Below are 23,621 nucleotides of genomic sequence, written 5' to 3'. Positions count from 1 at the left end.
GTCTGACTTTTCTAATCTCGGTAACAGGTTTTTGGCCTAAAATTTTTGAATGTCGATTGATAAAAAGAAAGCCCTGAAAAAAATCGCTAAGTGTTTAGAACTTGGTAACTCAGCAAACGTAAACGAAGCGGCGAACGCGATTAAAATGGCTCATCGTTTGATGCTGAAATATGGTCTCGATAAAGACGATATCGAATTCATTAAACTGGGCAAAACACAATCGAGCCATTTACTACCGACCTCTATCAGTTCAGGCATTTTGCGCATCATTCGTGGTATCAATACCAAGTTTGGCGTTGAAGCGGTACTCGTCAATCACAAAGGTTTAAAACGTGTAGAGTTCATCGGAGAAGCGGACCGTGCCATCTTCGCAGCTTTTGCTTTTGATATTGTGTACCGAGAGATGAACGAACATACCGGTCAGTTCCGCAACAGTTTTGCGGGAAGTGGCACATCCACTGCAGAAGTTAACCGTCGGGTCAGTTCGTTTGTATCTGGATGGATTGAAGGTGCGTTAGAAAAGCTTCCGGTTATCTCTCCCGACGAAGATTCTGCCAATAAAATTAACGATTACATCGACAAAGAGTTCAAGAACATCGATCGGGAAACCTTTAAACAACAACTTCGTGAAGCGATGAAAAACCTGACTGCGGACTACGAAATCGGTTTGAAGAAAGGTCGCAGAGTCTCTGTCAATCGTCCAATAAATGGCGCTCAAGCTCCTAAACTACTAAAGTAATACTTTCGAATGAAGTTTTTGGTCAGCCCTAGGTCAAATCCGACTTGTCCTAGTTGATCTTCTTCTTCTAATCTCGTCTTATGCATGCGACAACAAAAAAATAAGACATGGAGTAGCTACTTTGAAAAAAATCACATTAGCCCTAGCAGTGGCAATTACATTATCTGGCTGTCAGGCGACTCAACGCCAAAATGCGACGACAGGCGAAACCGAAACCAACTCTGCAACGAAAGGCGCGCTACTCGGTGCGCTAGCTGGTGCCGCAGCAGGCTTAGCAACTGGCGATGATGCCAAAGAACGTCGCAAATATGCACTGATTGGCGCGGCAGGCGGTGCGGCAGTAGGTGGTGGCGTTGGTTACTACTTTGACCAACAAGAAGCAGCTCTGCGCCAAGAACTTTTAAACTCAGGTGTTCAGGTAGAACGTGTGGGTGAAAACCAACTCCTTCTTCGTCTAGAAAACGGTATCGGTTTCTCAAGTAGCTCATATCAACTTGATTCAAGTATTCACAACACACTACGTGGTGTAGCACGTATTCTTGTTGAATATCCAGATACAAGCCTGGTAATAGATGGTCACACTGACAGCACGGGCAGCGACAACACCAACCAAATCCTATCAGAGCGTCGTGCTGAATCTGTTCGCTCATTCTTAATCTCTCAGGGTGTTGCAACGGGTCGCGCAATCGCTCGTGGTAACGGAGAACGTTACCCACTTTGCTCAAACGACACGACGCAAGGTCGCTCGTGCAACCGACGTGTAGAAATCCAGATCCTACCGCTAAAATAATCTTAAGCAGCTCATTGCTTATCAACATAAGCGGAGTTTGATTAACTTCAAAAGATAACTCCGTTTATTTCGCAACAAGTGAGCGTTAAGATAGACTGACTTGAATTCCCAGCCCTAAGGCTGGGAATATTCTCCGAAGTAGAATATGGAAGGTCACCTTGATTCGACTGCTAATTGGGCTTATTTCTCTCTGCTGGGCTTTCTTTTTATACGCAGATACAGCCGCAGATCCTCAAATAGCTGAATTACTGCGTAAAGCCAATAACAACGATGCTGAGGCACAGTATCAATTAGCCCTTCGCTACCAATCTGGCAATGGCATTCCTCAAGATCTAAGCGAAGCTTTCTACTGGTTTAAACAATCCTCTGAAAGAAATCAACCTCAGGCAATGCATCAACTGGCAAAGATGTATTTACAGGGCCAAGGCATCGAAATAAATACTGCTGAAGGCATTTACTGGCTAACCAAACTGGCTACACAAGGGAACCCTGAGGCGCAGTTTGAGCTAGGCAAGCAGTATCAGACATTGAAAAACTCCCCGACTTCGCAACAGATGGCAGAAATTTGGTTCCGTACAGTTGCCCAATCACTTCCTGAAGCCGAACAAGCATACAGTCAAATCCTGGAAGATAAGTTCAACCGGCAGAGAGCAAAGCAGGTATCGGCGATCGATCAGCTCGACAACGAAGCCACCGTTCAGCAAGAGACAAGTCCTGCATCTTCCAGTTTAGACTTAAACAAGCTGAATTGGGTCTATGTCGTGATACTGGCATCGATTGCTCTGCTCATGCTTGTTGCTTCACTCTATCAGCGCCAAAAAAGACATAAGAAAGAGACAAATGCGTTAGATCAGTTAACAGAGCAACAACAGCTAGAGCAAAAGCTAGCTGACAATATCGTTGTTATTAAGAAACAAAAAAGACAACTTGAAGTTCTTTATCAGGAGTTAAAACGGTCACAAAAAAACCAGGCGAATTCAAACCAAGAGCAGAAGTTTCAACTCGCCTGCGCGATATTCGGCTATCATCCGAGCCAACTGCCTGATGAGAAAACAATAAAGATTCGTTATAAGCAGTTGTCCAAAATTTATCATCCCGATATGAAAGGCAACGATGAGGAAATGAAACGGCTCAATGGCGCTCTCAAAACTATCTTAGATGTCGTTAACAATTAGTTACACTCAGTCATGCAGATAAATCTAATCCTTTTAAACAGTTAGACCACGTTATCTACACCCTCACCGATATTACAACATTTCATTAACTTTCTTTGTTTTTGTGTGGCATAATCCGCGCGAAATTAGCGCCTAACCGATACAGCAGTAAGGAGAAGATATGTTTACTATTGAAGGCGTGTGTGACTGGTGCAAAAGACCCAGTTTACTACTGACAAAACACGAATACATAGACGGCAAGACACATCGTTCATGTGAGCACTGTAATGCCTTTGCTCGCATGGATGTACGACAATTCAATATTGCTGAACAAGCAATGCGAGAACGACAACAGCCTCACTCGCTATAGTCGTTCTGCTAAACCGAATAAATTCCATTTCTTATATAAACCATTCTTTATATAAACCATTCTTTATATAAACCAAGGTGCTTCAGTCGCGCCTTGGTTGTGCATTGGTTTACTACCATTTTGAAAAATTACCCACAAAATTTTAAATTATTTCTTGATCAGTATTTAGTTTGACACTACTGTATGCGCATACAGCATGTATAAAAGGACAGTGTTATGCTAAATAATGAATTGCTAGTGAACAAATCATTCGCTGTGGAAACCAACGCAACCCGTTTTGGAAAACCAGTATTTAATCATTTACATTCCGCAGTGAAAGGTACAGAAGTGAAAGGTAAAGATATGTTAACCCGCCTTTCAAGTCTTTCTCAGTATAAACAATGGATACTGTTTACTGGCGAATGCCCTCGTCCTCAGTGTAATGAATTGGCAGTCCATCAAATACATTGCAATAGAATCATTCATATGAAACCATCTCAGTCACAGTCGGAAATCACTATCGTGATGAAAGCCATTCAGTCGGGTAACGCGAGCGCCATCGTCGCTTCAGGTAATATCGACATTGTTAGCCAAAAATTATTAACACAAATGGCTTCTGAACATAACTGCGAAGTGTTTTTCTTAGAACCAACAGCGCCACAATTTCACTAATCGCTATCACTGTCTTTTGCCCTCTGCCTTAGAGGGCTTCGTTATTGTCGTTACCGCCACATCTTGTTCGCTTATTCCCTATCCAACTTTTGTTTTGGTGATTTTTGTTTTGTTGATGTTTCCAGCACTCGGTTTATTGCGCCATCTCAACCCATAAAAAGATAATTAGGCAAACGTTTGCTTTTTATCTGGCGACATAAAATAGTTCTGGTATGATGCGCGCAGTAATTGATATCTCACCGTGCTTAGATATCTTCTTTCTATACCCAAACAATTTGCACAACTGTGTTTAAGTAACAAGGGTATATGACGTTTGAAATAAGATAGGAATGCCTTCATGAGCCTTGCTGACCAAGTTCTTGCCGTCAATGACGATCTCCCAATTCGTACCCACCAGCCTGTTCATAGCGGAAAAGTTCGCTCTGTATACTGGCTGACTGAAGAAGACAGCCGTCGCCTTATTCAACAAAAAGGCTATGACGTTGCTCAAGATGCCCCACTTGCCATCATGGTAATCAGTGATCGCATATCTGCATTCGATTGTATTTGGCACGCGGAAGGCGGTATTGCAGGTGTTCCGGGCAAAGGTGCGGCTCTTAATGCTATCTCTAACCATTGGTTCAAACTATTTAAAGACAGCGGTCTTGCTGATAGCCACATTCTGGATATTCCTCATCCATTTGTTTGGATTGTACAAAAAGCGAAACCCATTAAGATTGAAGCCATCTGTCGTCAGTACATCACAGGTTCAATGTGGCGTGCATACGCAAAAGGAGAGCGTGAGTTCTGCGGTATCAAGCTTCCAGAAGGTCTAAAAAAAGACAAAGCGCTACCTGAATTGCTGATGACTCCTTCAACCAAAGGTATTTTGCAAGGCATCCCAGGAGTTCCGGAAGCCGACGATGTAAACATTACTCGTAAAAATATCGAAGATAGCTTTGCGGCATTCAACTTCAGCAAGGTAGAAGACATTGCTCTATACGAAAAACTGCTGAAAGACGGCTTTGGTGTTATCAGCCAAGCTCTAAAAGAAATTGGTCAGATTTTTGTCGATACTAAATTTGAATTTGGTTATGTGACTGATGCTAATGGTACAGAAAAGCTGATTTACATGGATGAAGTAGGCACGCCAGATTCGTCTCGTATCTGGGATGAAACTGAATACTTACAAGGTAACATCGTAGAAAACTCGAAAGAAGGTTTCCGTCAGTTCCTATTAAACTACTTCCCTGATCCAGATATCTTATTGAACAAAGATCGCATGCCTGAGCGCGAAGCGCTCGCCCGTGACAACGCTCTGCCACTAGAAGCACTGATGGATATTTCTCGCACTTACTTAGGTATCGCAGAAAAGATTGTTGGCCACAAAATCGAACTGAGTGACAACCCTAAGCAAGAGATCATCAAGATCCTTGACGAGCAATATGGTTTGATTGATTAATCATCTGATCAGCCAAAAGGGCGCTTAACTATTTGTTTTGTTTCTAAGAAGATGGTTTCCAAAAGAAACTTATTAGTTAAGCGCCCTTTTCATTTCTGAATAAATCATCACAGAGTGATAATAAACTCGTCTTGCTTACCCTCTTTAATATGAGCTTCACAGTGAGATTGAATAGACTCAATCTGTTGTTGATCTAACGCATAAGGCATAACAAGTTTAATTTCTTCGATACCTTCATGTTTAGCCAGTTTCACCAGCTCGATCAGATTTGATTCATCACTGTGATTACTTGATAAACGCTTGAGAGCCGTTTCCCAAAGTCTCTCTTCAGGACTTCTGCTCTCTTTTACAGATTCGTTCCAAACAATACCAAAAACCGGAGCAAACGATTTAAACGCTTCAGAGAAACTCCATTTCTTGGAACTTGAGGTCCCTAAAAAAGAGGTATAATCAAACACTGCGCAAATTCGCTGTTTATCCATTCTGTTCCCCGACATAATTGGTAATACAGTATAGATAATATTAGACATAGCTAACTTTATAGCAATACGATATAAAAAAACGTTCTTTTATACTCTTATTTTGAGTTGCACTGATATATAAAAACCAAACCAATAACAAAAAGTAGTGATAATGAGCAACAACCCGCGTCTTAATGATTAATATTTTACGATTCAAACATATTTATAAGGAATCAACACCTTTGCTCGCTTTGCGACGGTAGCCTGCGATCGACTTCAGGTCATTCGCTTCAGACAAATCACCTCAGGTAATTCACGTCAAACAATCCACAATAATGTAGCATAATGTTCTGAACTCAACGGGTTGTCTATTTACAAGACAGTCACCAAGCCGTTATCATTTTTATGTCAATCTTCTCACATAAAATCCATAGGCTAACAATGAATAACGACAAACGCCCTCTGTATATTTCCTATGCTGGGCCAGCTCTATTGAGCACACCTCTGCTGAATAAAGGTAGCGGTTTCTCAGCGGAAGAACGCGCACAATTCAATTTGGAAGGACTGTTGCCTGAAACAACCGAAACCATACAAGAACAAGTGGTTCGCGCCTACCAACAATATTGTAGCTTCGTCAACGATATGGATAAGCACATCTACCTGCGTAATATCCAGGACACAAACGAAACCTTATTTTACCGATTAGTGCAAAACCACATTTCTGAGATGATGCCAATCATCTATACGCCGACCGTTGGCGCTGCATGTGAAAACTTTTCAAATATCTATCGTCGTGGTCGTGGCCTTTTTATCTCCTACTCTAACCGAGACCGTATTGACGACCTACTAAACAACGCCGCAAACCACAACGTTAAAGTTATTGTTGTTACCGATGGCGAACGAATCCTAGGTTTGGGCGACCAAGGTATCGGGGGGATGGGCATTCCAATCGGCAAGCTTTCTCTGTATACCGCATGTGGTGGTATCAGCCCTGCTTATACTTTGCCAATCGTGCTTGATGTGGGTACAAACAACCCACAACGCCTGGCAGACCCAATGTATATGGGCTGGCGCCATCCACGAATTACCGGACCTGATTACGATAATTTCGTCGATGAGTTCATCCAAGCCGTTCAACACCGCTGGCCAGACGCGCTTATCCAGTTTGAAGATTTCGCCCAGAAAAATGCGATGCCATTACTCGAGCGTTACAAAAACCGTATTTGCTGCTTCAATGATGATATTCAAGGTACTGCCGCGATTACTGTCGGCTCACTATTGGCAGCATGTAAAGCCGCAGGCACGCAGTTGTGTGAACAACGAATAACCTTCCTCGGTGCAGGTTCTGCAGGTTGTGGTATTGCCGAAGCGATCATTGCTCAAATGGTGTCGGAGGGTATCTCTGATCAACAAGCCCGTTCGCAAGTTTACATGGTTGACCGTTGGGGCTTATTGGAAGAAGGCATGCCTAACCTGCTTGATTTCCAACAAAAACTTGTGCAGAAAAAGTCCAACACCAAAGACTGGATTTCTGAAAATAATGGTTATTCATTGTTGGAAGTTGTTCGTAATGCAAAACCAACGGTGCTTGTCGGTGTTTCTGGTGCTCCAGGCTTATTCAGTGAAGAAGTGATCAAAGAGATGCACCTACACTGCCCTCGCCCGATTGTGTTCCCACTATCGAACCCAACTAGCCGCGTAGAAGCAACACCAAGTGATATTATCCGATGGACAAATGGGGAAGCATTAGTTGCTACGGGTAGCCCATTTGAACCCGTGGTACATGAAGGTAAAACTTACCCAATCGTACAATGCAACAACAGCTATATCTTCCCTGGTATTGGTTTAGGTGTTCTGGCGGTAGGTGCAAAACGGGTTACTGATGCAATGTTGATGGAATCAAGCCGTGCACTAGCCACTTGTTCACCATTAGCCATTAATGGTCACGGTCCATTGCTACCACCATTAGAAGCGATTCATTCAGTTTCCAAGAAAATTGCTTTTGCTGTGGCGAAAAAAGCGATTGAACAAGGTGTAGCGCTAGAAATTACCGATGAAGCATTAGAACTGGCGATCGAAAACCACTTTTGGCAACCAACCTATCGCCGATACAAACGCACAGCGTTCTAATGAGATAAGCTTAAGCCCCCATAACGATATACGGGGGCTTTTTGTACCATAAAACTATTTACCCAATAAATAACTTTTGTCCAATAAATAACTTTTTATTTAGTTAATAACTTTCTGCTTGGTAAATCAATATGTTGAGTTTTTTTGCTCCCGCAGGGCATTACATTGCACCGTATCTTAGTGACATTTCAGTTGCGTTAATCGCCTGTCTACTGGTAATGCTTGGCGGTGAAATTAATGCTTTATTGCGCCGTATTATGGGCAATCAGCACTTTATTTTTAGAACCATCGCCTTTATCTTAGTCAATGCGTTTGGTTACGGATTAATCATCATCAAAGCTAGCCCTTACTTAGCTCGGACACTCGCTAACTTAGAACAGGGCATGATGTTTTGCTTAGTCACAGGAAGCTTCGTTGTAATTGGATTATGGGCTCAAAAACATCGTCATATCTAAAATTGAATACCTTAACTATGAGCATGCGTAAGTTGATGAACTGTAGACCTAAAAACAGGTCTTGGCTTAAGCGTGGGCTTCGACTTATTCCTATTTTGACAATTCTCTGTGCGTTGTCTATTTATGGTATTGATCGCTGGGTAAGCTTGAAAAGCGAAGATCACATCATCAGCGATATCACACAGGTCCCTGAGTTTCAGGTAGCTGTAGTTTTGGGCACCAGTAAGTATTTAGGAAAGACGCTCAACGAGTATTACTCTTATCGCATCAATGCTGCTATTTCACTGTACAACATGGGTAAAGTGAGTCGATTTTTGTTAAGTGGTGACAACGCCCACCGCTCATACAACGAACCCTGGACAATGAAACGTGACTTGCTAAAAGCAGGCATTCCCGATGACAGTATTTTTCTTGATTACGCAGGGTTTCGAACTTTAGATTCGATTGTTCGTGCCAAAAGAATTTTTGATACCGATAACTTCTTGATCATCACACAACGTTTTCACTGTGAGCGAGCACTGTTTATCGCTCAATATCATGATATCAATGCCACATGCTTAGCCGTTTCAGATCCTATTAATCATTCCGGTATCAAGACTCGTACTCGTGAAGTGTTCGCGCGCACAAAGGCGTTTTTCGATCTGTATGTTTTTAACACTCAACCGAAATTCTTAGGTCCGAAAGAGCCGATTGTCATCAAACCAACCGATCCGACACCTATTGGCGAAATAGTGGAAGAACAAACTGAGCCGTCAGATAACAACGACTCTAAATAGGTTTTTCCTTTCAATTATTCCTTTTTATCGCCAATATTTTTGTTAAAGTTGACATAAACTAATAGAAAATGAGTAATGTCATGTCTGTCATCGCATCTGGCGTATTAAACAAAATGCGCGCCAAACTGGGCGAAACTGTCCACTATCAACTGCCTGTCGGAGAAGGTTTTATCGACCTGAATCCTTTTATCAATAAATCACTCACGCTTAAACATACAGGTAATATTTTCTGCTGTTCATACGGTCAAAAGACTGAGAAAAGTTACTTTCAGGGGCACTGCTTCGTTTGCATGACAAAGTTAGCGAGCTGTGACATGTGCATCATGAAACCAGAAACCTACTTGCTGGTTTGACTAGGGGTCAACCCAAGGATTACCTATCTACAAGGTAGAAACTCGCTATGTTACTGGTCTGATTGGAGTAGAAATCGCAGAGATAAAGCAATGGTTTGGTTATGATGCGATTGAAGAAGTAAGCGAAAAAATTACGGCGATTCAATCGCCTTGTCGTACAATTTCCAAGTTCCAAGCAAAATCACTTCACATAATTTAGATAAAGAATCAGTGGTTAGCGGTATCTTGCAACGTATTACAGGCCAATACCTTATCCTCGAAGCTGGTGTTATTAACATTCGTAAATTCACCTCTTATGAAGTTGAAGTGAGTGCTGAATAGACTCAAAAAAATAGAAAGAATCGTAATAATGAACTGTCATCAATAATTAATGTTTACTTGTTGAAATTCAGTTCATTTAAATGTGAGTACAACGTCATAGATTTTTTATTAATACGCTGTTTTATTGTTATTTAATAATTATCTTACATTTAATAATGCGTACTAATTTTCCAATTCCAAACATTTACAACAAATAAATTGAAAGCAAACAACAAGACAGAACTGGTTGCCATTAATATGGATAATTCAAGAGTATTCACTTGCTCTGATAACACATATTTCACTTTTTTCTAGGTTATCGTTGGTCAATGAATGATATTGTATTTTCGTAAAATTTCTCACCAAATTTCCCACTGATAGAACGTTCCCTTCCCTTTATAGGAAAAAACAAATGAGTTTTGTGAAGCCAGACATGAATAGTAGAAATCTGTGAGCAATCTCTAGCTATCATTTTCACTCATGAAATACGCCCTTTCACTGATGCTGTTCTGGAAAATTAAGAGAGGAGTAAAGTTGAGCAGAACTAAGAAATAAAGAGGCGTTAAACAATGCTTAAAAAAGAGATTTTATCGCCGGACCAGGCGGTATCTCATCTAAAAGATGGGATGACCGTTATGGTCGGAGGATTTATGACTGTCGGTACTCCGGAAAGTTTAGTTAATGCTGTTGCAAAGACTGGAGTAAAAAACTTAACCATCATTTGCAACGACGCTGGATTACCGGGAAAAGGCGTTGGAAAACTGATCGAAAACGGCCAGGTTTCAAAACTGATCGCTTCACATATCGGCCTTAACCGCGTTGCTGGCGAGAAAATGAACACGGGTGAAATGGTGGTAGATCTTATACCACAAGGCACTTTAGCCGAAAGAATTCGCGCTGCAGGTGCTGGGCTCGGAGGCATTCTAACCAAAACGGGCCTAAATACCCTGGTGGAACAAGGTAAGCAGAAAGTCTCAGTAAATGGTGAAGATTATCTTTTAGAAGAGCCACTAAAGGCTGATATTTCATTGCTTAAATCATCAATCACAGATGTCTTTGGTAACACCGCATTCAAAAAAACCACTGCCAATTTTAACCCCGTAATGGCCACAGCAAGCGAGTTAGTCTTTGTGGAACCTGATGTTTTAGTTGAAGCAAATGAGGTTGACCCTCAGATATTTACGCTCCCTTCTGTTCTTATTGACTACATAGTGAGGTAAGAAAAATGTCGATGAAAGATCTTATCGCTAAACGTGTCGCAGAAGAACTTAATACCGGAGATCTAGTGAACCTAGGAATAGGGATGCCAACTTCTGTTGCTGATTATGTTCCCATCGAAAAACACATCGTTTTCCAGTCTGAAAACGGAATGGTAGGCCTGGATTCAACTCCAAAGCAAGGGGAAGAAGACTGGGATCTCACCAACGCCGGAGGTACACCTGTCACGGCTGTAGAAGGGGCAGCATACTTCGACTCTACACTTTCTTTCTCTTTGATTCGTGGTGGTCACGTTGACGCAACGGTTCTGGGCGCAATGGAAGTAGACCGACTAGGTAACTTAGCAAACTACATGATTCCTGAAAAAATGGTCGCCGGTATGGGTGGCGCGATGGATCTCGTAAACGGAGCTAAAAAAGTCATCATCATGATGAGTCATTGCAACAAAAACGGTGCTCCCAAGATTTTGGACGAATGTACTCTACCCCTGACAGCAACTCAATGTGTTGACCTGATTGTTACTGAACTAGCCGTTATCCAACCAACCGAAAGTGGTTTGTTACTTAAAGAAATTGCTTACAACACAACTGTTGAAGATGTTCTTGAAAAAACAGGCACTGAGTTAATTGTATCCGACTCATTAAAAGTATTTGGAGAAGAAAAATGAAAAATGTTGTTATTGTTAGTGCCAAAAGAACAGCAATAGGTACTTTTCTCGGTTCGTTTGCAAATGTATCAGCAATCGATTTAGGTGTAACAGCGGTTAAAGCTGCAATTAAAGAAGCGGGAATTCAACCAGAGCAAGTAGACAATGTCATCCTGGGCAACGTGTTATCTGGTGGTTTAGGGCAAAATCCAGCACGTCAGGTTGCAAAATTTGCAGGGATTCCAGATGAGAAAACAGCAAATGTTGTCTCTATGGTTTGTGGGTCAGGGCTAAAAGCTGTAATGGATGCAGCTAACCAAATCCGTCTGGGTGAAGCAGAAATCGTGGTAGCGGGAGGAATGGAATCGATGTCTAACGCAGCTTACGTTCTTCAATCACATCGTACTGGCGTAAAAATGGGTCACTCACAACTGACTGACACCATGCTAAATGATGGATTAACCGATGCATTTGGTGGTTTCCATATGGGGATTACTGCCGAAAACCTAGCGAAGCAATACGCATTAACCCGTGAAGCACAAGATCTATTTGCGGTTCAATCACAGAACCGTGCACAAGCAGCCATTGAAGGCGGCCGCTTTATCGCAGAAATAGCACCACACACGATTTCAAGTCGACGCGGCGATGTTGTTGTGGACACCGATGAGTTCCCCAAATTTGGCGCTACAATGGAAAGCGTATCAAAACCAAAACCAGCATTTATTCAAGATGGTAGCGGAACCGTAACAGCAGCAAATGCTTCCGGACTCAACGATGGTGCCGCTGCATTAGTACTTATGAGTGAAGAAAAAGCCAAAGAGCTTGGTTTAAACCCGATGGCCACCATCCTTTCCCAGGGTGCTGCTGGTGTTGATCCTGAAATCATGGGATACGCTCCGGTCCCAGCTTCAATACAAGCACTGGCACGCGCTGACCTGACTATTTCGGATATCGATTTAATTGAGGCGAATGAAGCATTTGCTTCTCAAGCACTCGCAGTTTGTAGTGGACTTGATCTCGATCCAGCAATCACCAATGTCAATGGTGGGGCCATTGCACTGGGCCATCCGATAGGTGCATCTGGTGCCCGAATTCTGGTAACTCTGGTGCACGAGTTAACAAAACGTGAAGGTCGGTACGGCCTGGCAACACTGTGCATTGGTGGTGGCCAAGGTGTCGCTGTTGTCATTCAGCGCAACTAAATACAAGAACCATCAACATTTAAGTCAATCTCATACGATAGAGAGATATGGCAGATCAAGGTGAATAACCTAAAGAGAAATATACACAAGAGGTGACTTATCATGTCTCTAGCAAATAAACGAATTCTAACTGTTGCATGTACTGGTGCTTGGCCGAAGAAAGAAATGTTTCCAGATGTTCCGGTGACACCACGCGAACAAGCAGACGAAATCATTGCATGTCATGCAGCTGGTGCATCCATTGCCCACATTCATGTTCGTGATGATGAACAAAACGCGACAATGGACATCCACAAATTCCGTGAAACGGTAAACTACATCCGTGAAGCTGAATGCGACATTGTTATTAACCTGACAACATCCGGCGGTTTAGGTTTAGCCGATGAAGTTCGCATGCTTCCTTTTCAGGAATTACGCCCAGAAATCGCAACATTTGATGCTGGCACCATGAACTGGGCCCATTCAACTGTATTCGAAAATACACCAGTTTTCCTTGGTAAACTGGCAAAAGAAATGCCCTTAGTAAATGTGACACCTGAAATCGAAATATTCGATATTGGTATGATTCACAACGTTCTTTTCTACCGCAACTCAATTGAAAAGACGAATGCCAAAGCACGTGAAGCTGGGGAACCTGAAGTTCATAACCCGTTCACACGTCCCCACTTCCAGTTTGTACTAGGTGCACCAGGAGGCTCTCCTGCTGAAGTACATATTCTAATGCAAATGCTAGATGAAGTGCGTCGTTACTGGGGAAATAACTTTACATGGGGTGGTCTCGGTATTGGCCGTGGTCACCTACCCATCATTAACGCCTGTATTGCACTTGGTGGCCATATACGAGTTGGTATGGAAGACAATGTATATTACCGTCGTGGACAGATTGCAACGAGCAACGTTGAGTTTGTGGAAAGAACTAAACGCATGCTGGAATGTAACGATCTAGAAATCGCTACCCCTGACGAAGCAAGACAAATACTAAGCTTAAATAAAGCAAACTTTCCTAGCTGGAAAACTTACGATTAAATGAGCTGAACTCGTTAGTCCCATCCTTGCCAAAGCCAGTAGCCACACGCTACTGGCTTTTTTTCGATAGTTATTGGATAAACTTAAATAAATTTGTACGTAAGGCACTCTATAAATAGCAGTTTTGATTTTTATGCAAATTCCTACAATCAACATCTCATACTGAAAAACCCAGAACAGTTACACTACTCTTTCAAAACTGAATACAAATTAAATATCTCGGGATAAGTTGATGACTAACTTGGAAATCAGAAACACAATCAAAGCTAACGGTGCAAACGGAATTGACCCACATCAGTTGGTCAGAATGTTGTTTTTTATAGAACTGATCACTTCAGGTTCAATAACCAAAGCGTCTGAGTCTATGGGCATTTCGACCAGCACTGGCTCGAGATGGCTAAGTGATCTTGAAGAAGATTTAGGTATCGCTCTCTATCAGAGAAACAACCCAAATGAACGTCTCACAGAAGCAGGGGCATTTCTATACAGTAAATTTTCAGAAATTGCAGGCGATATTCACCTGATGATCAATGAACTTACCGGCTTTTCAACTGAAACTCGTGGCAATATTAAGATCTGTTGCACACCAATGTATGCAGAAGATGTGATGCTTCCTATTATTGGGGAGTTTCTGGAAGCCAATCCAATGGTTAATATTCAATTAATGTTAAGCCCTACAGGGTTAGAACATTATAAAGATCACGATTTTGTTATTTCCGCAGTTGCTGGTTACGCAGCTAATAAAGATTCAGAGTTGCTTCTCGTACGTCGAAACCTACTGACTCAAAAATTTGTTACTGTTGCATGCCCTAAATATATAAATAAAAATGGAGAACCTTTGGTTCCCCAGGACCTAAGCCACCACCGATGCTTATATTCCAAAGCACTACAAACTCAAAATCAATGGGTTTATAAAAAAGATGGTGAAAGCATTCCAATTAGAATTTCAAAAACCATAGAAGTCTCCGATGCTAAAATGATGCTTAAAGGTGCGTTGGATTCAATTGGCATTACTTATTTACCAGAATTTTTTGTAAAGAGCTATATTCAAGATGGCACACTAATAACCTTGCTAGATGAATATGAAACTGATGACTGGCATTTAAATATATATTACCTACCACAAAAGTTTATGACACATTGTATTCGTTCATTTAAAGATTTTTTCTTATTGAATCATCAAATAAAAGTAAACCAGATTAAATAACAAGATCTTAAATAGAGTGCCCGAACCTTTTTTGTCTTATTTTTCACAAAAACTCATTAGCGTTTCACTGATGAAAATCGGGTTCCTATAAATGAAATTTATTTCTTCATCAATGTTGAAGAGTATCCAATTTTTCATTTCATTCAAAATATAATATTAAGACCTCAACGACGTAAATTTATACGCAGAGGTTTTATATGAAAAATATATCTGTCATTGGTGCTGGCACTATGGGACACGGAATAGCAGAAGCCTTTGCTATTCACGGATACCAGGTGAAACTGTTTGACATATCATCAGACATGTTAAAAAGTGCAATACTTTCAATAAATAAAGAACTACAATTTCTAGCTAATGAAGGTGTTATCGAAAAAAAATATATTAAACTGATTGAATCAAGAATAACGACATTTGATGATCTGGAACTCGCAGTAAAAGATGCAGATTATGTAATTGAATCAATTGTTGAAAATTTAAAAATAAAACAAAAACTATTTTTTGATCTAGATAAATTTTGTAAACCCGACGCTATTCTTTCCAGTAACACATCAAGTTTATGCCTATCAGACATGATAGAAGGCGTAAATGAATCCAGAAAGAAAAATTGTATTATCACTCATTTCTACAACCCATCCAATATAATGCCAATTGTTGAGGTAACTTATTTTGGCGATACTTCAGAGGACACGTATCTTGCTGTGGAAGCAATGTATAAGAGTATAAAAAAACAAGTTGTAAAAGTACTTAAAGAAGTACCTGGATTAATTGCAAACCGAATCCAACAAGCTGTTGCTCGTGAAGTATTCTCACTAATAGAGCTTGGTGTCGGTACTCCTAAAGACATTGATAATGCACTTAAGTTTGGTCCTGCTTTTAGATATTGCAGCACCGGTCAACTTGAAATAGCAGATTTCGGAGGGATAGATATCTGGAAAATTGTTGGCGACAACTTATTACCAGAAATGGATAACAGCACTGCTGCAAATCCATTACTTACAGAAAAAGTAAATGATGGAAAACTCGGAGTTAAAAGCCTAGAAGGATTTTACAAATATAACGCTGAAACTATTGATGAAGTTAAAACTCAGTACATGAAAAAACTAATCATTCAATTAAAAACATCAGAAAACTATATTTAAAATAATCTGATGGAGGAAACCCTATGTACCAAGAAACAATAACAAAAGAAACAAAAGAGTCTAAAGGTAGCTTCCTGTGGAATTTTTCTAAAAAGTTCCAGTTTGCCGCTGATAGATACATCCCGGATTCATTTGTGTTCTGTCTTATCCTTAGTATCGTAATATTTGGCTTTGGCATGTTGTCCGGTAGTACACCTGTCGAACTCATTGACGGTTGGTATAGCCAAGTCTGGGCCATGAATGGCTTTGCTTTCCAAATGTCATTGATGGTCATGGTATGCGGTGCGGCAGCAAAATCTCCACTAATATCTTCAGCGCTGGAAAAAGTTGCCCTCAAGATCAAAAGCAGGACGGCAGCTATCGTTGTTCTGCTGGTCTTTGGTCTGGCTTCAAGTGTAATTAACTGGTCATTTTCTCTTATTTTAACTCCTATCTTGGCTATGTATCTATCCAGAAGCGTAAAAGGACTGCATTTCCCTTTACTTATCGCTGCGGGTTACTCAACCATGCTACTAGGTCAATCATGGTGTCCTAGTGCTTCTGCTTATGCACTGCTTGCGGGTTCAGACCATTTCTTGGTCGATAAGGTAGGTGTTATACCTCAAAGTGAAACGACTTATAATCCCGTAAATACCATACTATTTTTCATTCTCGCGGCAGTAACTATCGCCATTACTCTGATGACCCGAGCGCCTGACTCAGAAATTATTAGCTATAACGGAGATATAAAAGTAGGCAAAGAAGAAGCAGAACCAGATGAAACACCAGCGGATAAGATGAATAATAACCGTTTCATTATGTACTTTCTTGGTGCTATTGGTCTGTTTGTTGTTGGTCAGTCTATCTTTACTAAAGGTTTCTTAAACTCGTTGAATTTCAACTTCGTTATTTTCATGTTTTTAATCTTAAACGTGTTTTTATATAGCACTCCGGTTAAATTCACGAAAGCATTTGGCGACTCAATAAAATCTGCAGCACCAGTAATGCTTCAATTCCCTTTCTACAGTGGAATTATGGGACTAATGATGGCTTCTGGCTTGGCAACTGATATGGCAAACTACCTTATCCAGTCAGCTACCCCTGCAACAATGCCATTGTTCTCTTATCTGTCAGCATCCATTGTAAACTTATTTATTCCTTCTCAAGGTGGACAGTGGATTATTCAGGGACCAATCCTAATAGAAGCTGCGCAAAGCGTTGGCGCTCATGTTCCAACAGTGGTAAATGCTTTCATCTTCGGTGATGAAGCAACTAACTTAATTCAGCCACTGTATGTGATCCCAGCCCTCGCGCTAATTGGCATGAAATTGAAAGATGTTTGGGGTTTCATGGCATTTATCTGGTTTATCTGGACAGTGATCACATCGATCGGATTACTGGTGTTACCTCAGATAATTTAAATTAATCGCTCTATGTACTGCACCCCTATAAACCGTATATGGTTTATAGGGGTTAAGCTTTCATAGCCCAAACCGCGTCTTCAATACTTAGAAATACAATTTTAGTAATACAAACTTGAGCAGCGTTAAATTCATGTTTTTGAATCAGTTGAGTGATTTCATCAAGAGTGTAAATTTTCCTGCTTGCTACAAATCGAATCCGGTTTTGTTCATCTTCCTCAATAACAAACGCATGACCCTGACTATCGATGAGATGGTCGCCATTGCTTAATATGAACTCTTTTACTTCGTGCACACACTCTTGTTCTGAACCGAAATAAAACAATTCATCATCGCCTTCCAATTTCAATAAAGCAGGCCATTCAACCATGTTAAACACTCCATTTCTTTATACTTCAAACACATAACATGCGATGGGTTTACAAGCATGATTAAGATCCTGCATGGTGAAATCGAAATCAGCAGGATAAAAAAACAGCAAACTGCAAATCCCTTTTAAAAACAAGGAATTCAAAGCACGACATAATTCTATTCTATAACTATTTATTACACTGATTCCCCTTGTTTTACCTTTAATTCATCACCACTATTCCCTACAATCAAGTTAACTTTTCGATCACTGACAGATTGGAGCAATAATGAGCGACGTTAAACATTGCAAACTTCTTATTTTAGGTTCGGGGCCGGCTGGTTATACCGCAGCGGTATACGCAGCACGCGCAAATTTGAACCCGGTATTAGTGACTGGCATGCAACAAGGCGGTCAGTTAACAACTACAACGGAAGTAGAAAACTGGCCAGGTGACGCAGAAGGTCTTACCGGCCCAGCGCTGATGGAGCGCATGAAAGAGCACGCAGAGCGATTTGAAACAGAGATCGTATTTGATCACATCAACGAAGTAGATTTCAACCAACGTCCATTCCGTTTAAAAGGTGATTCAAGCGAATACACTTGTGATGCGTTGATCATTTCAACAGGTGCGTCGGCAAAATATCTGGGCTTGGACTCTGAAGAAGCGTTCAAAGGTCGTGGCGTATCTGCCTGCGCGACATGTGACGGGTTTTTCTACCGCAACCAAAAAGTTGCCGTTGTCGGTGGTGGCAATACTGCCGTTGAAGAAGCGTTGTATCTTTCGAACATCGCATCTGAAGTGCATCTAATTCATCGTCGCGATAGCTTCCGTGCCGAGAAAATCCTTATCAACCGCCTGATGGACAAAGTTGAAAACGGAAATATCGTGTTGCACATCGACCGCATTCTGGATGAAGTTCTCGGTGATGATATGGGCGTAACAGGTGTTCGTCTTAAAGAGACTCATTCAGACAAAACTGAAGATTTACAAGTGATGGGCACATTCATTGCGATTGGTCACCAACCCAATACCGCGATCTTCCAGGACAAGCTTGAAATGAAAAACGGCTACATTGTCGTTAAATCAGGACTTGAAGGAAATGCCACTCAAACCAGTATTGAAGGTATCTTCGCTGCGGGAGACGTAATGGACCATAACTATCGTCAAGCAATTACCTCTGCGGGTACAGGTTGCATGGCTGCATTAGATGCAGAACGCTATCTAGACAGTCTGAATGACTGATAAGTATACGAATTTGCAATATTAATATCCCACACATAAAACCCAGCGGTATATCCGCTGGGTTTTCTTTTGTATACTACCTGACCTCAACATATAAAAAGAAATATCATTAAGCCTTTAATAATGGATAAGAAAAAACAACGTAGCTTGAATGTATGGCTCAAGCAGCAAAGTAAATTAGCCAAGCGTTGGCTTATGATTGCTGTTGGACTTGGAGTACTGTCAAGTGTATTTCTGCTTGGTCAAGCGGCGCTTCTCGCCACCATTCTACATCAGTTAATTATTGAACATGCAGATAAGTACTCTCTAATCCCCTGCTTCTTGGGGTTAATCGCAACGGTAGCCGCTCGCGCTGCCTGTACTTGGGGACGAGAGATTGCTGGCTTTAAAGCCGGTAAAGAGATCCGTATTTATATCCGCCAGTTAATCTTCGACAAACTGCGTGAATTAGGTCCTGCTTATATCAAAGGTAAACCTGCGGGGGCATGGGCCACCCTGACTTTGGAACAGGTTGAAAACATGCACGACTTCTTTGCCCGTTATCTGCCGCAAATGTCGCTTTCTGTATTAATCCCGTTTGTCATTCTGATTGTTGTTTTCCCTGTAAACTGGGCTGCAGGCCTAATTTTTCTTATTACCGCCCCTCTTGTACCGCTGTTTATGGCACTTGTTGGCATCAAAGCAGCAGACGCAGGTAGAAAGAACTTCAAAGCACTGCAACGTCTCTCTGGTCACTTTTACGACCGCCTTCAGTCTATGACCACGATTCGTCTGTTTGACCGCACTGCGGCAGAAACGGAGCATATGCGCGGAGCGTCTGAGGTGTTCCGCAAGCGCACCATGGATGTTTTACGTATCGCATTCTTATCTTCTGCTGTGCTTGAGTTTTTCACCTCTATTTCGATTGCGATCACCGCAGTTTACTTTGGCTTCAGCTTTATTGGTGAATTAGAGTTTGGCTACTATGGTACAGAGGTAACTCTCTTTTCCGGTCTATTCATTCTTATTCTGGCGCCAGAGTTCTACCAACCTTTGCGTGAGCTTGGTACCTATTACCATGCAAAACAACAAGCCGTTGGTGCCGCTGAAAGCATTGTAGAATTTCTCCAGACCGACGTTAGCAAAGTAGCCTCAGGTACTACTGCGCTTGCTGTTGATGAAGATTCGAATCACAATTCAATTGAAATTGTTGCTCGTCATTTGGAAGTGCTTAGCCCTGAAGGTAAGCGCTTAGTTGGGCCCATCTCTTTCACATTAAATAACCGTGAGACGACGGCTCTTGTTGGCCCAAGTGGCGCAGGTAAAACAAGCCTAATTAACGCCATTCTAGGATTTATGCCATACCAAGGCAGCTTGACCATTAACGGCGTAGAACTTAGCCAACTGGATCATGCAAGCTGGCGTAAAGCGATCAGTTGGGTCGGACAAAACCCTTTACTCGTACACGGCACTATTCGTGACAATGTAACCTTAGGTAAGAATAATATTGCCGATAGCACAGTTCAAGAAGTATTGGATAATGCCTATGCCGCTGAGTTTGTGAACAAACATGGCTTGGATTACATGATCAGTGACCGTTCCGGCGGTTTATCTGTCGGTCAGGCGCAGCGTTTAGCATTGGCTCGCGCTATGCTGCAGAAAGGCCGGTTCTGGTTGCTCGATGAACCCACCGCGAGTCTGGATGCTCGCAGCGAACAGCTAGTCATGCAAGGTCTAACGACGCAAATCGCAGATAAAACCGCACTGCTGGTTACGCACCAATTGCTACCGTTAAAATCGGTACATCAAATTCTCGTCATGCGCGATGGTAAGCTTGAACAATCCGGAGACTTCAACAGCCTAAGCCAACAAGAAGGTCTGTTTGCCTCAATGTTAGCGTCTAATCAAGCCGTAGAAGCAACTGATAAGGGGAATTTAGATGCGTGATTTAGTGCCATATCTAAAACTGTATAAGAAACATTGGTTTGGTCTATCGTTGGGCATGCTACTAGCATTTCTAACCTTATTAGCATCAATAGGTCTGCTGACGCTTTCAGGTTGGTTCTTATCGGCTGCAGCGGTCGCTGGCTTAACAGTTGCTCGCGAAACATTCAACTACATGTTACCGGGGGCGTTTGTTCGCGGCTTTGCTATGGGCCGTACCGCTGGTCGTTGGGGTGAACGTGTCGTCAGTCACAATGCAACATTTAAGCTGCTCACTGACTTGCGTATTTTCTTCTTTGAAAAGCTCGCACCTATGATCCCAGGTCGCATTTCAAATCTTCGCGATGCCGATCTTCTGAATCGTCTTGTGGCTGACATTGACGCGATGGACCATGTTTACTTACGTCTTGTCAGTCCGGTAACCGTTGGCGTTTTAGGCATTGCCGCCATTACCGCCCTACTTTGCTGGTTCGATTCAAGTCTTGGTTTAGTATTGGGATCGGTACTCTTTGTACTCCTGCTACTGTGGCCTGTTTTGTTCTATAAGTTAGGCAAACGTAACGGTGCAGAACTTACCCAAAACAAAGCAGACATGCGTATTGCCACCATGGATTGGCTACAAGGCTATAGTGAACTCACCATTTTTGGTGCTGAGTCACGCTATCGTGAGGCTATTTATACCGCTCAAGAAAAACTGCTTACCAATCAAAAGGTCAATGCAAGTTTTACTGGCCTTGCTCAGGCTTTGCTGCTATTAGCAAACGGTTGGACACTGGTATTGATGCTTTGGCTAGCTGCTGATGGTGTGAATGGCCAAGCGCCAGATCCGATGATTGCCCTGATGATCTTTGCAACCATGGCGAGTTTTGAATTATTGATGCCAATAGCCGGTGCTTTCCAGCATTTGGGGCAAACACTGACCTCCGCACGCCGCTTAAATGAAGTCATTCTAAGCGAGCCAGATGTTGTATTCCCTAAACAAAACGCACCACATTCAGGTGAGTTTTCTGTTGAATTTGATAACGTTGCTTTCCAATATCCAGATAGTGATCAGCAAGTTCTAGACAACGTGAGTGTTTCAATTCCAGCAGGACATAAGCTGGCGATTGTTGGTCAAACTGGGTCAGGCAAATCAACACTGATTCAACTGTTATGCCGCTACTGGGATACAAACCTAGGTGAGATTCGAATCGCTGGTACACCGTTAAAAAATTGGAGCGAAAACGACTTACGCTCTTCCATCAGCGTGGTGAGCCAACGGGTTGATATTCTAAATGGCAGTTTGCGCGATAACTTATTGATGGCAAAACCAGATGCCAGTGACGAAGAGCTTTGCGAAATACTCGAACGCGTGGGCTTAGGAAAACTACTTGAAGCTCCGGGGTTAGATGCTTGGCTGGGTGACGGCGGGCGCCAGTTGTCCGGTGGAGAAAAGCGCCGTATCGGCATTTCTCGTGCTATTTTGCATAACGCACCTATTTTGCTGTTGGATGAACCTACAGAAGGTTTGGATAAACAAACTGAGCAGCAAATTATGACTCTATTTAAATCTCACTTCTCTGGCAAAACAGTACTGTTTATTACTCACCGTCTTATCAATTTGGACGAGATGGATGGTATTTGCTTGCTTGAACAAGGTAAAGTGGTCGAACATGGCAGCCATGAAGAACTCATCGCGAAACAAGGGCGTTATTATCAACTCAATCAGACGCTATAAAGTTCAAAGCCCTTTCTCTAAGGGCTTTTTATTATCTGCTTTCTCCCTGCCATTTCAGCCAACAGATGAATGGCAATACCTACCAATAAATCAAGGTTGTATGTCTTCTCGACTTTCGCCACGAACAACGTTACGATAATAAACGACCTGAGTTGGCATAACTTCAGTGTTATGCGCCTGCTTGTATCTCGATATGTATGAGCGATAAACACCGTACTTAAAATACACCTGATCTTTTTCTATCGTTTGACCATTAAATGCAGCTTTCTGCACGCCATCTATCCAAACATCAAAAAAGCCATCGCTTTGTTTTGACCACTTTGCATGCACTTCAATACGATGCCATTTACCTCGAAGTTCCTCTTCACTAATCAATTGCCAAAAGCCTTTACTCTTTTGATTTGAATGCCAATCTAAATGATAGCCGCCTGAATAGACATCTTTGTTTCCTTTAACGCTGTGAGTCTGGTTTTGAAACATAAACATCGGCTTCCCATTCGCTTGATGAAACTGCCCCAACGCCGTTTTTGCCGGATAGACACTGGGATAATCGATTGGAAAATAGATTTCCCATGCATACCAATATGTTTCACCAACCTTCTGACGATTGGTTTGCTGTGAAAGCTCGCTTCGCTCTCTGTCTGTTTCACAATCATTCCATCCCGTCTGGAAACCGCAATCACCGTTGCGAATTTCAAAGCGCTCCACCCACTTTAAATTGTTGGTATCAATAGGATCACTGACTTTCTGATAGCCATATTGCTTATCGTTAAGCGAACGTTTAAATACTCCAAAGTTATCTGACGCTGCCAAAGAATTTGCCCAAAGAGCACAAGCTAACCACACCCCTACCAGCTTAAGTTTCATAGAGATACCCTAAAAATGAGATAAAGAATTTTACGCACATTAGAATCGAAAAATCCCAAGC

24 protein-coding genes are annotated in these 23,621 nt (G+C 41.9%); 21 read left to right on the top strand and 3 right to left on the bottom strand.

Features of this window, described 5'->3' with window-relative positions:
* Positions 1-55 precede the first annotated feature (55 nt).
* From ACK5MF_RS07700 to ACK5MF_RS07675, 6 genes are all read left to right on the top strand, one after another.
* Positions 56-739, top strand: a complete 684-nt coding sequence (locus ACK5MF_RS07700; RefSeq protein WP_416920962.1) for a DUF2786 domain-containing protein — start codon at positions 56-58, stop codon at positions 737-739.
* Between the two features lie 121 nt (positions 740-860).
* A complete protein-coding gene (locus ACK5MF_RS07695; RefSeq protein WP_416920933.1) occupies positions 861-1,529 on the top strand; it encodes an OmpA family protein in 669 nt (222 codons plus the stop codon).
* A 158-nt stretch (positions 1,530-1,687) separates the two neighbouring features.
* A complete protein-coding gene (locus ACK5MF_RS07690) occupies positions 1,688-2,704 on the top strand; it encodes a hypothetical protein (RefSeq protein WP_416920931.1) in 1,017 nt (338 codons plus the stop codon).
* 160 nt (positions 2,705-2,864) lie between these two features.
* The gene (locus tag ACK5MF_RS07685; RefSeq protein ID WP_416920929.1) at positions 2,865-3,053 is read left to right on the top strand and encodes a hypothetical protein; all 189 of its coding nucleotides are present in this window, start codon (positions 2,865-2,867) and stop codon (positions 3,051-3,053) included.
* 216 nt (positions 3,054-3,269) lie between these two features.
* Complete coding sequence (locus ACK5MF_RS07680; protein ID WP_416920928.1) at positions 3,270-3,704, top strand: hypothetical protein; 435 nt, start codon at positions 3,270-3,272, stop codon at positions 3,702-3,704.
* A gap of 337 nt (positions 3,705-4,041) precedes the next feature.
* The gene (locus ACK5MF_RS07675; protein WP_416920926.1) at positions 4,042-5,145 is read left to right on the top strand and encodes a phosphoribosylaminoimidazolesuccinocarboxamide synthase; all 1,104 of its coding nucleotides are present in this window, start codon (positions 4,042-4,044) and stop codon (positions 5,143-5,145) included.
* Positions 5,146-5,252: 107 nt separating this feature from the next.
* Here ACK5MF_RS07675 and ACK5MF_RS07670 read toward each other — a convergent pair whose 3' ends face one another.
* On the bottom strand, positions 5,253-5,627 hold the full coding sequence (locus ACK5MF_RS07670) for a transporter (RefSeq protein ID WP_416920925.1): 375 nt from the start codon (positions 5,625-5,627) through the stop codon (positions 5,253-5,255).
* A gap of 420 nt (positions 5,628-6,047) precedes the next feature.
* Between ACK5MF_RS07670 and ACK5MF_RS07665 the strand changes: the two genes are divergently transcribed.
* The 12 genes from ACK5MF_RS07665 (at position 6,048) to ACK5MF_RS07610 (ending at position 17,458) form a co-directional block, all read left to right on the top strand.
* Complete coding sequence (locus ACK5MF_RS07665) at positions 6,048-7,736, top strand: NAD-dependent malic enzyme (RefSeq protein ID WP_416920923.1); 1,689 nt, start codon at positions 6,048-6,050, stop codon at positions 7,734-7,736.
* 131 nt (positions 7,737-7,867) lie between these two features.
* Positions 7,868-8,191, top strand: a complete 324-nt coding sequence (locus ACK5MF_RS07660) for a DUF3392 domain-containing protein (protein WP_416920922.1) — start codon at positions 7,868-7,870, stop codon at positions 8,189-8,191.
* Positions 8,164-8,967 carry a SanA/YdcF family protein gene (locus tag ACK5MF_RS07655; protein WP_416920920.1) on the top strand — a complete coding sequence of 268 codons (804 nt, stop codon included), beginning with the start codon at positions 8,164-8,166 and terminating at the stop codon, positions 8,965-8,967. The genes ACK5MF_RS07660 and ACK5MF_RS07655 overlap by 28 nt, the downstream gene beginning before the upstream one ends.
* A gap of 80 nt (positions 8,968-9,047) precedes the next feature.
* On the top strand, positions 9,048-9,320 hold the full coding sequence (locus ACK5MF_RS07650) for a DUF2797 domain-containing protein (RefSeq protein WP_416920918.1): 273 nt from the start codon (positions 9,048-9,050) through the stop codon (positions 9,318-9,320).
* 150 nt (positions 9,321-9,470) lie between these two features.
* Entirely contained in the window at positions 9,471-9,641 is a 171-nt protein-coding gene (locus ACK5MF_RS07645) for a DUF2797 domain-containing protein (RefSeq protein WP_416920916.1), read from the top strand.
* A gap of 548 nt (positions 9,642-10,189) precedes the next feature.
* The gene (locus ACK5MF_RS07640; RefSeq protein WP_416920915.1) at positions 10,190-10,840 is read left to right on the top strand and encodes a CoA transferase subunit A; all 651 of its coding nucleotides are present in this window, start codon (positions 10,190-10,192) and stop codon (positions 10,838-10,840) included.
* Between the two features lie 5 nt (positions 10,841-10,845).
* On the top strand, positions 10,846-11,505 hold the full coding sequence (locus ACK5MF_RS07635; protein WP_416920913.1) for a 3-oxoacid CoA-transferase subunit B: 660 nt from the start codon (positions 10,846-10,848) through the stop codon (positions 11,503-11,505).
* A complete protein-coding gene (locus tag ACK5MF_RS07630; RefSeq protein ID WP_416920911.1) occupies positions 11,502-12,686 on the top strand; it encodes an acetyl-CoA C-acetyltransferase in 1,185 nt (394 codons plus the stop codon). The genes ACK5MF_RS07635 and ACK5MF_RS07630 overlap by 4 nt, the downstream gene beginning before the upstream one ends.
* Before the next feature lie 102 nt (positions 12,687-12,788).
* Complete coding sequence (locus ACK5MF_RS07625) at positions 12,789-13,712, top strand: 3-keto-5-aminohexanoate cleavage protein (RefSeq protein ID WP_416920909.1); 924 nt, start codon at positions 12,789-12,791, stop codon at positions 13,710-13,712.
* A gap of 232 nt (positions 13,713-13,944) precedes the next feature.
* A complete protein-coding gene (locus ACK5MF_RS07620; protein ID WP_416920907.1) occupies positions 13,945-14,919 on the top strand; it encodes a LysR family transcriptional regulator in 975 nt (324 codons plus the stop codon).
* 197 nt (positions 14,920-15,116) lie between these two features.
* Positions 15,117-16,058, top strand: a complete 942-nt coding sequence (locus tag ACK5MF_RS07615) for a 3-hydroxyacyl-CoA dehydrogenase family protein (RefSeq protein WP_416920905.1) — start codon at positions 15,117-15,119, stop codon at positions 16,056-16,058.
* A 23-nt stretch (positions 16,059-16,081) separates the two neighbouring features.
* Complete coding sequence (locus ACK5MF_RS07610; protein WP_416920903.1) at positions 16,082-17,458, top strand: short-chain fatty acid transporter; 1,377 nt, start codon at positions 16,082-16,084, stop codon at positions 17,456-17,458.
* Between the two features lie 52 nt (positions 17,459-17,510).
* Here the strand turns inward: ACK5MF_RS07610 and ACK5MF_RS07605 are convergent, their stop codons facing one another.
* Entirely contained in the window at positions 17,511-17,828 is a 318-nt protein-coding gene (locus ACK5MF_RS07605; RefSeq protein ID WP_416920960.1) for a DUF4144 family protein, read from the bottom strand.
* Between the two features lie 268 nt (positions 17,829-18,096).
* On the opposite strand from ACK5MF_RS07605, the gene trxB reads away from it, so the two are divergent.
* The 3 genes from trxB to cydC all read left to right on the top strand — a co-directional run bounded on the left by trxB (position 18,097) and on the right by cydC (position 22,693).
* Positions 18,097-19,053, top strand: coding sequence for a thioredoxin-disulfide reductase (trxB, locus tag ACK5MF_RS07600; RefSeq protein ID WP_416920901.1), 957 nt, complete (start codon positions 18,097-18,099; stop codon positions 19,051-19,053).
* A 123-nt stretch (positions 19,054-19,176) separates the two neighbouring features.
* A complete protein-coding gene (cydD, locus tag ACK5MF_RS07595) occupies positions 19,177-20,979 on the top strand; it encodes a heme ABC transporter permease/ATP-binding protein CydD (protein WP_416920899.1) in 1,803 nt (600 codons plus the stop codon).
* A complete protein-coding gene (cydC, locus tag ACK5MF_RS07590; protein WP_416920897.1) occupies positions 20,972-22,693 on the top strand; it encodes a heme ABC transporter ATP-binding protein/permease CydC in 1,722 nt (573 codons plus the stop codon). The genes cydD and cydC overlap by 8 nt, the downstream gene beginning before the upstream one ends.
* A 90-nt stretch (positions 22,694-22,783) precedes the next feature.
* Here cydC and ACK5MF_RS07585 read toward each other — a convergent pair whose 3' ends face one another.
* Positions 22,784-23,560: a heparin lyase I family protein gene (locus tag ACK5MF_RS07585; protein WP_416920895.1), complete on the bottom strand. Its 777-nt coding sequence runs from the start codon at positions 23,558-23,560 to the stop codon at positions 22,784-22,786.
* Between the last annotated feature and the right edge of the window lie 61 nt (positions 23,561-23,621).

It is taken from the genome of Vibrio sp., from assembly GCF_047973365.1.
In the GTDB taxonomy this organism is placed as follows: Bacteria; Pseudomonadota; Gammaproteobacteria; order Enterobacterales; family Vibrionaceae; genus Vibrio.
The sequence above is the reverse complement of the archived record's forward strand: the minus strand, read 5'-3'. Positions and strand labels throughout refer to the sequence as shown.

Excerpts from the sequence above, each read along its gene's own strand:
- ACK5MF_RS07685 (WP_416920929.1), top strand. The coding sequence starts at position 2,865 with ATGTTTACTATTGAAGGCGTGTGTGACTGGTGCAAAAGACCCAGTTTA.
- ACK5MF_RS07680 (WP_416920928.1), top strand. The coding sequence starts at position 3,270 with ATGCTAAATAATGAATTGCTAGTGAACAAATCATTCGCTGTGGAAACC.
- ACK5MF_RS07675 (WP_416920926.1), top strand. The coding sequence starts at position 4,042 with ATGAGCCTTGCTGACCAAGTTCTTGCCGTCAATGACGATCTCCCAATT.
- ACK5MF_RS07670 (WP_416920925.1), bottom strand. The coding sequence starts at position 5,627 with ATGGATAAACAGCGAATTTGCGCAGTGTTTGATTATACCTCTTTTTTA.
- ACK5MF_RS07665 (WP_416920923.1), top strand. The coding sequence starts at position 6,048 with ATGAATAACGACAAACGCCCTCTGTATATTTCCTATGCTGGGCCAGCT.
- ACK5MF_RS07660 (WP_416920922.1), top strand. The coding sequence starts at position 7,868 with ATGTTGAGTTTTTTTGCTCCCGCAGGGCATTACATTGCACCGTATCTT.
- ACK5MF_RS07655 (WP_416920920.1), top strand. The coding sequence starts at position 8,164 with ATGGGCTCAAAAACATCGTCATATCTAAAATTGAATACCTTAACTATG.
- ACK5MF_RS07650 (WP_416920918.1), top strand. The coding sequence starts at position 9,048 with ATGTCTGTCATCGCATCTGGCGTATTAAACAAAATGCGCGCCAAACTG.
- ACK5MF_RS07640 (WP_416920915.1), top strand. The coding sequence starts at position 10,190 with ATGCTTAAAAAAGAGATTTTATCGCCGGACCAGGCGGTATCTCATCTA.
- ACK5MF_RS07635 (WP_416920913.1), top strand. The coding sequence starts at position 10,846 with ATGTCGATGAAAGATCTTATCGCTAAACGTGTCGCAGAAGAACTTAAT.
- ACK5MF_RS07630 (WP_416920911.1), top strand. The coding sequence starts at position 11,502 with ATGAAAAATGTTGTTATTGTTAGTGCCAAAAGAACAGCAATAGGTACT.
- ACK5MF_RS07625 (WP_416920909.1), top strand. The coding sequence starts at position 12,789 with ATGTCTCTAGCAAATAAACGAATTCTAACTGTTGCATGTACTGGTGCT.
- ACK5MF_RS07620 (WP_416920907.1), top strand. The coding sequence starts at position 13,945 with ATGACTAACTTGGAAATCAGAAACACAATCAAAGCTAACGGTGCAAAC.
- ACK5MF_RS07615 (WP_416920905.1), top strand. The coding sequence starts at position 15,117 with ATGAAAAATATATCTGTCATTGGTGCTGGCACTATGGGACACGGAATA.
- ACK5MF_RS07610 (WP_416920903.1), top strand. The coding sequence starts at position 16,082 with ATGTACCAAGAAACAATAACAAAAGAAACAAAAGAGTCTAAAGGTAGC.
- ACK5MF_RS07605 (WP_416920960.1), bottom strand. The coding sequence starts at position 17,828 with ATGGTTGAATGGCCTGCTTTATTGAAATTGGAAGGCGATGATGAATTG.
- trxB (WP_416920901.1), top strand. The coding sequence starts at position 18,097 with ATGAGCGACGTTAAACATTGCAAACTTCTTATTTTAGGTTCGGGGCCG.
- cydD (WP_416920899.1), top strand. The coding sequence starts at position 19,177 with ATGGATAAGAAAAAACAACGTAGCTTGAATGTATGGCTCAAGCAGCAA.
- cydC (WP_416920897.1), top strand. The coding sequence starts at position 20,972 with ATGCGTGATTTAGTGCCATATCTAAAACTGTATAAGAAACATTGGTTT.
- ACK5MF_RS07585 (WP_416920895.1), bottom strand. The coding sequence starts at position 23,560 with ATGAAACTTAAGCTGGTAGGGGTGTGGTTAGCTTGTGCTCTTTGGGCA.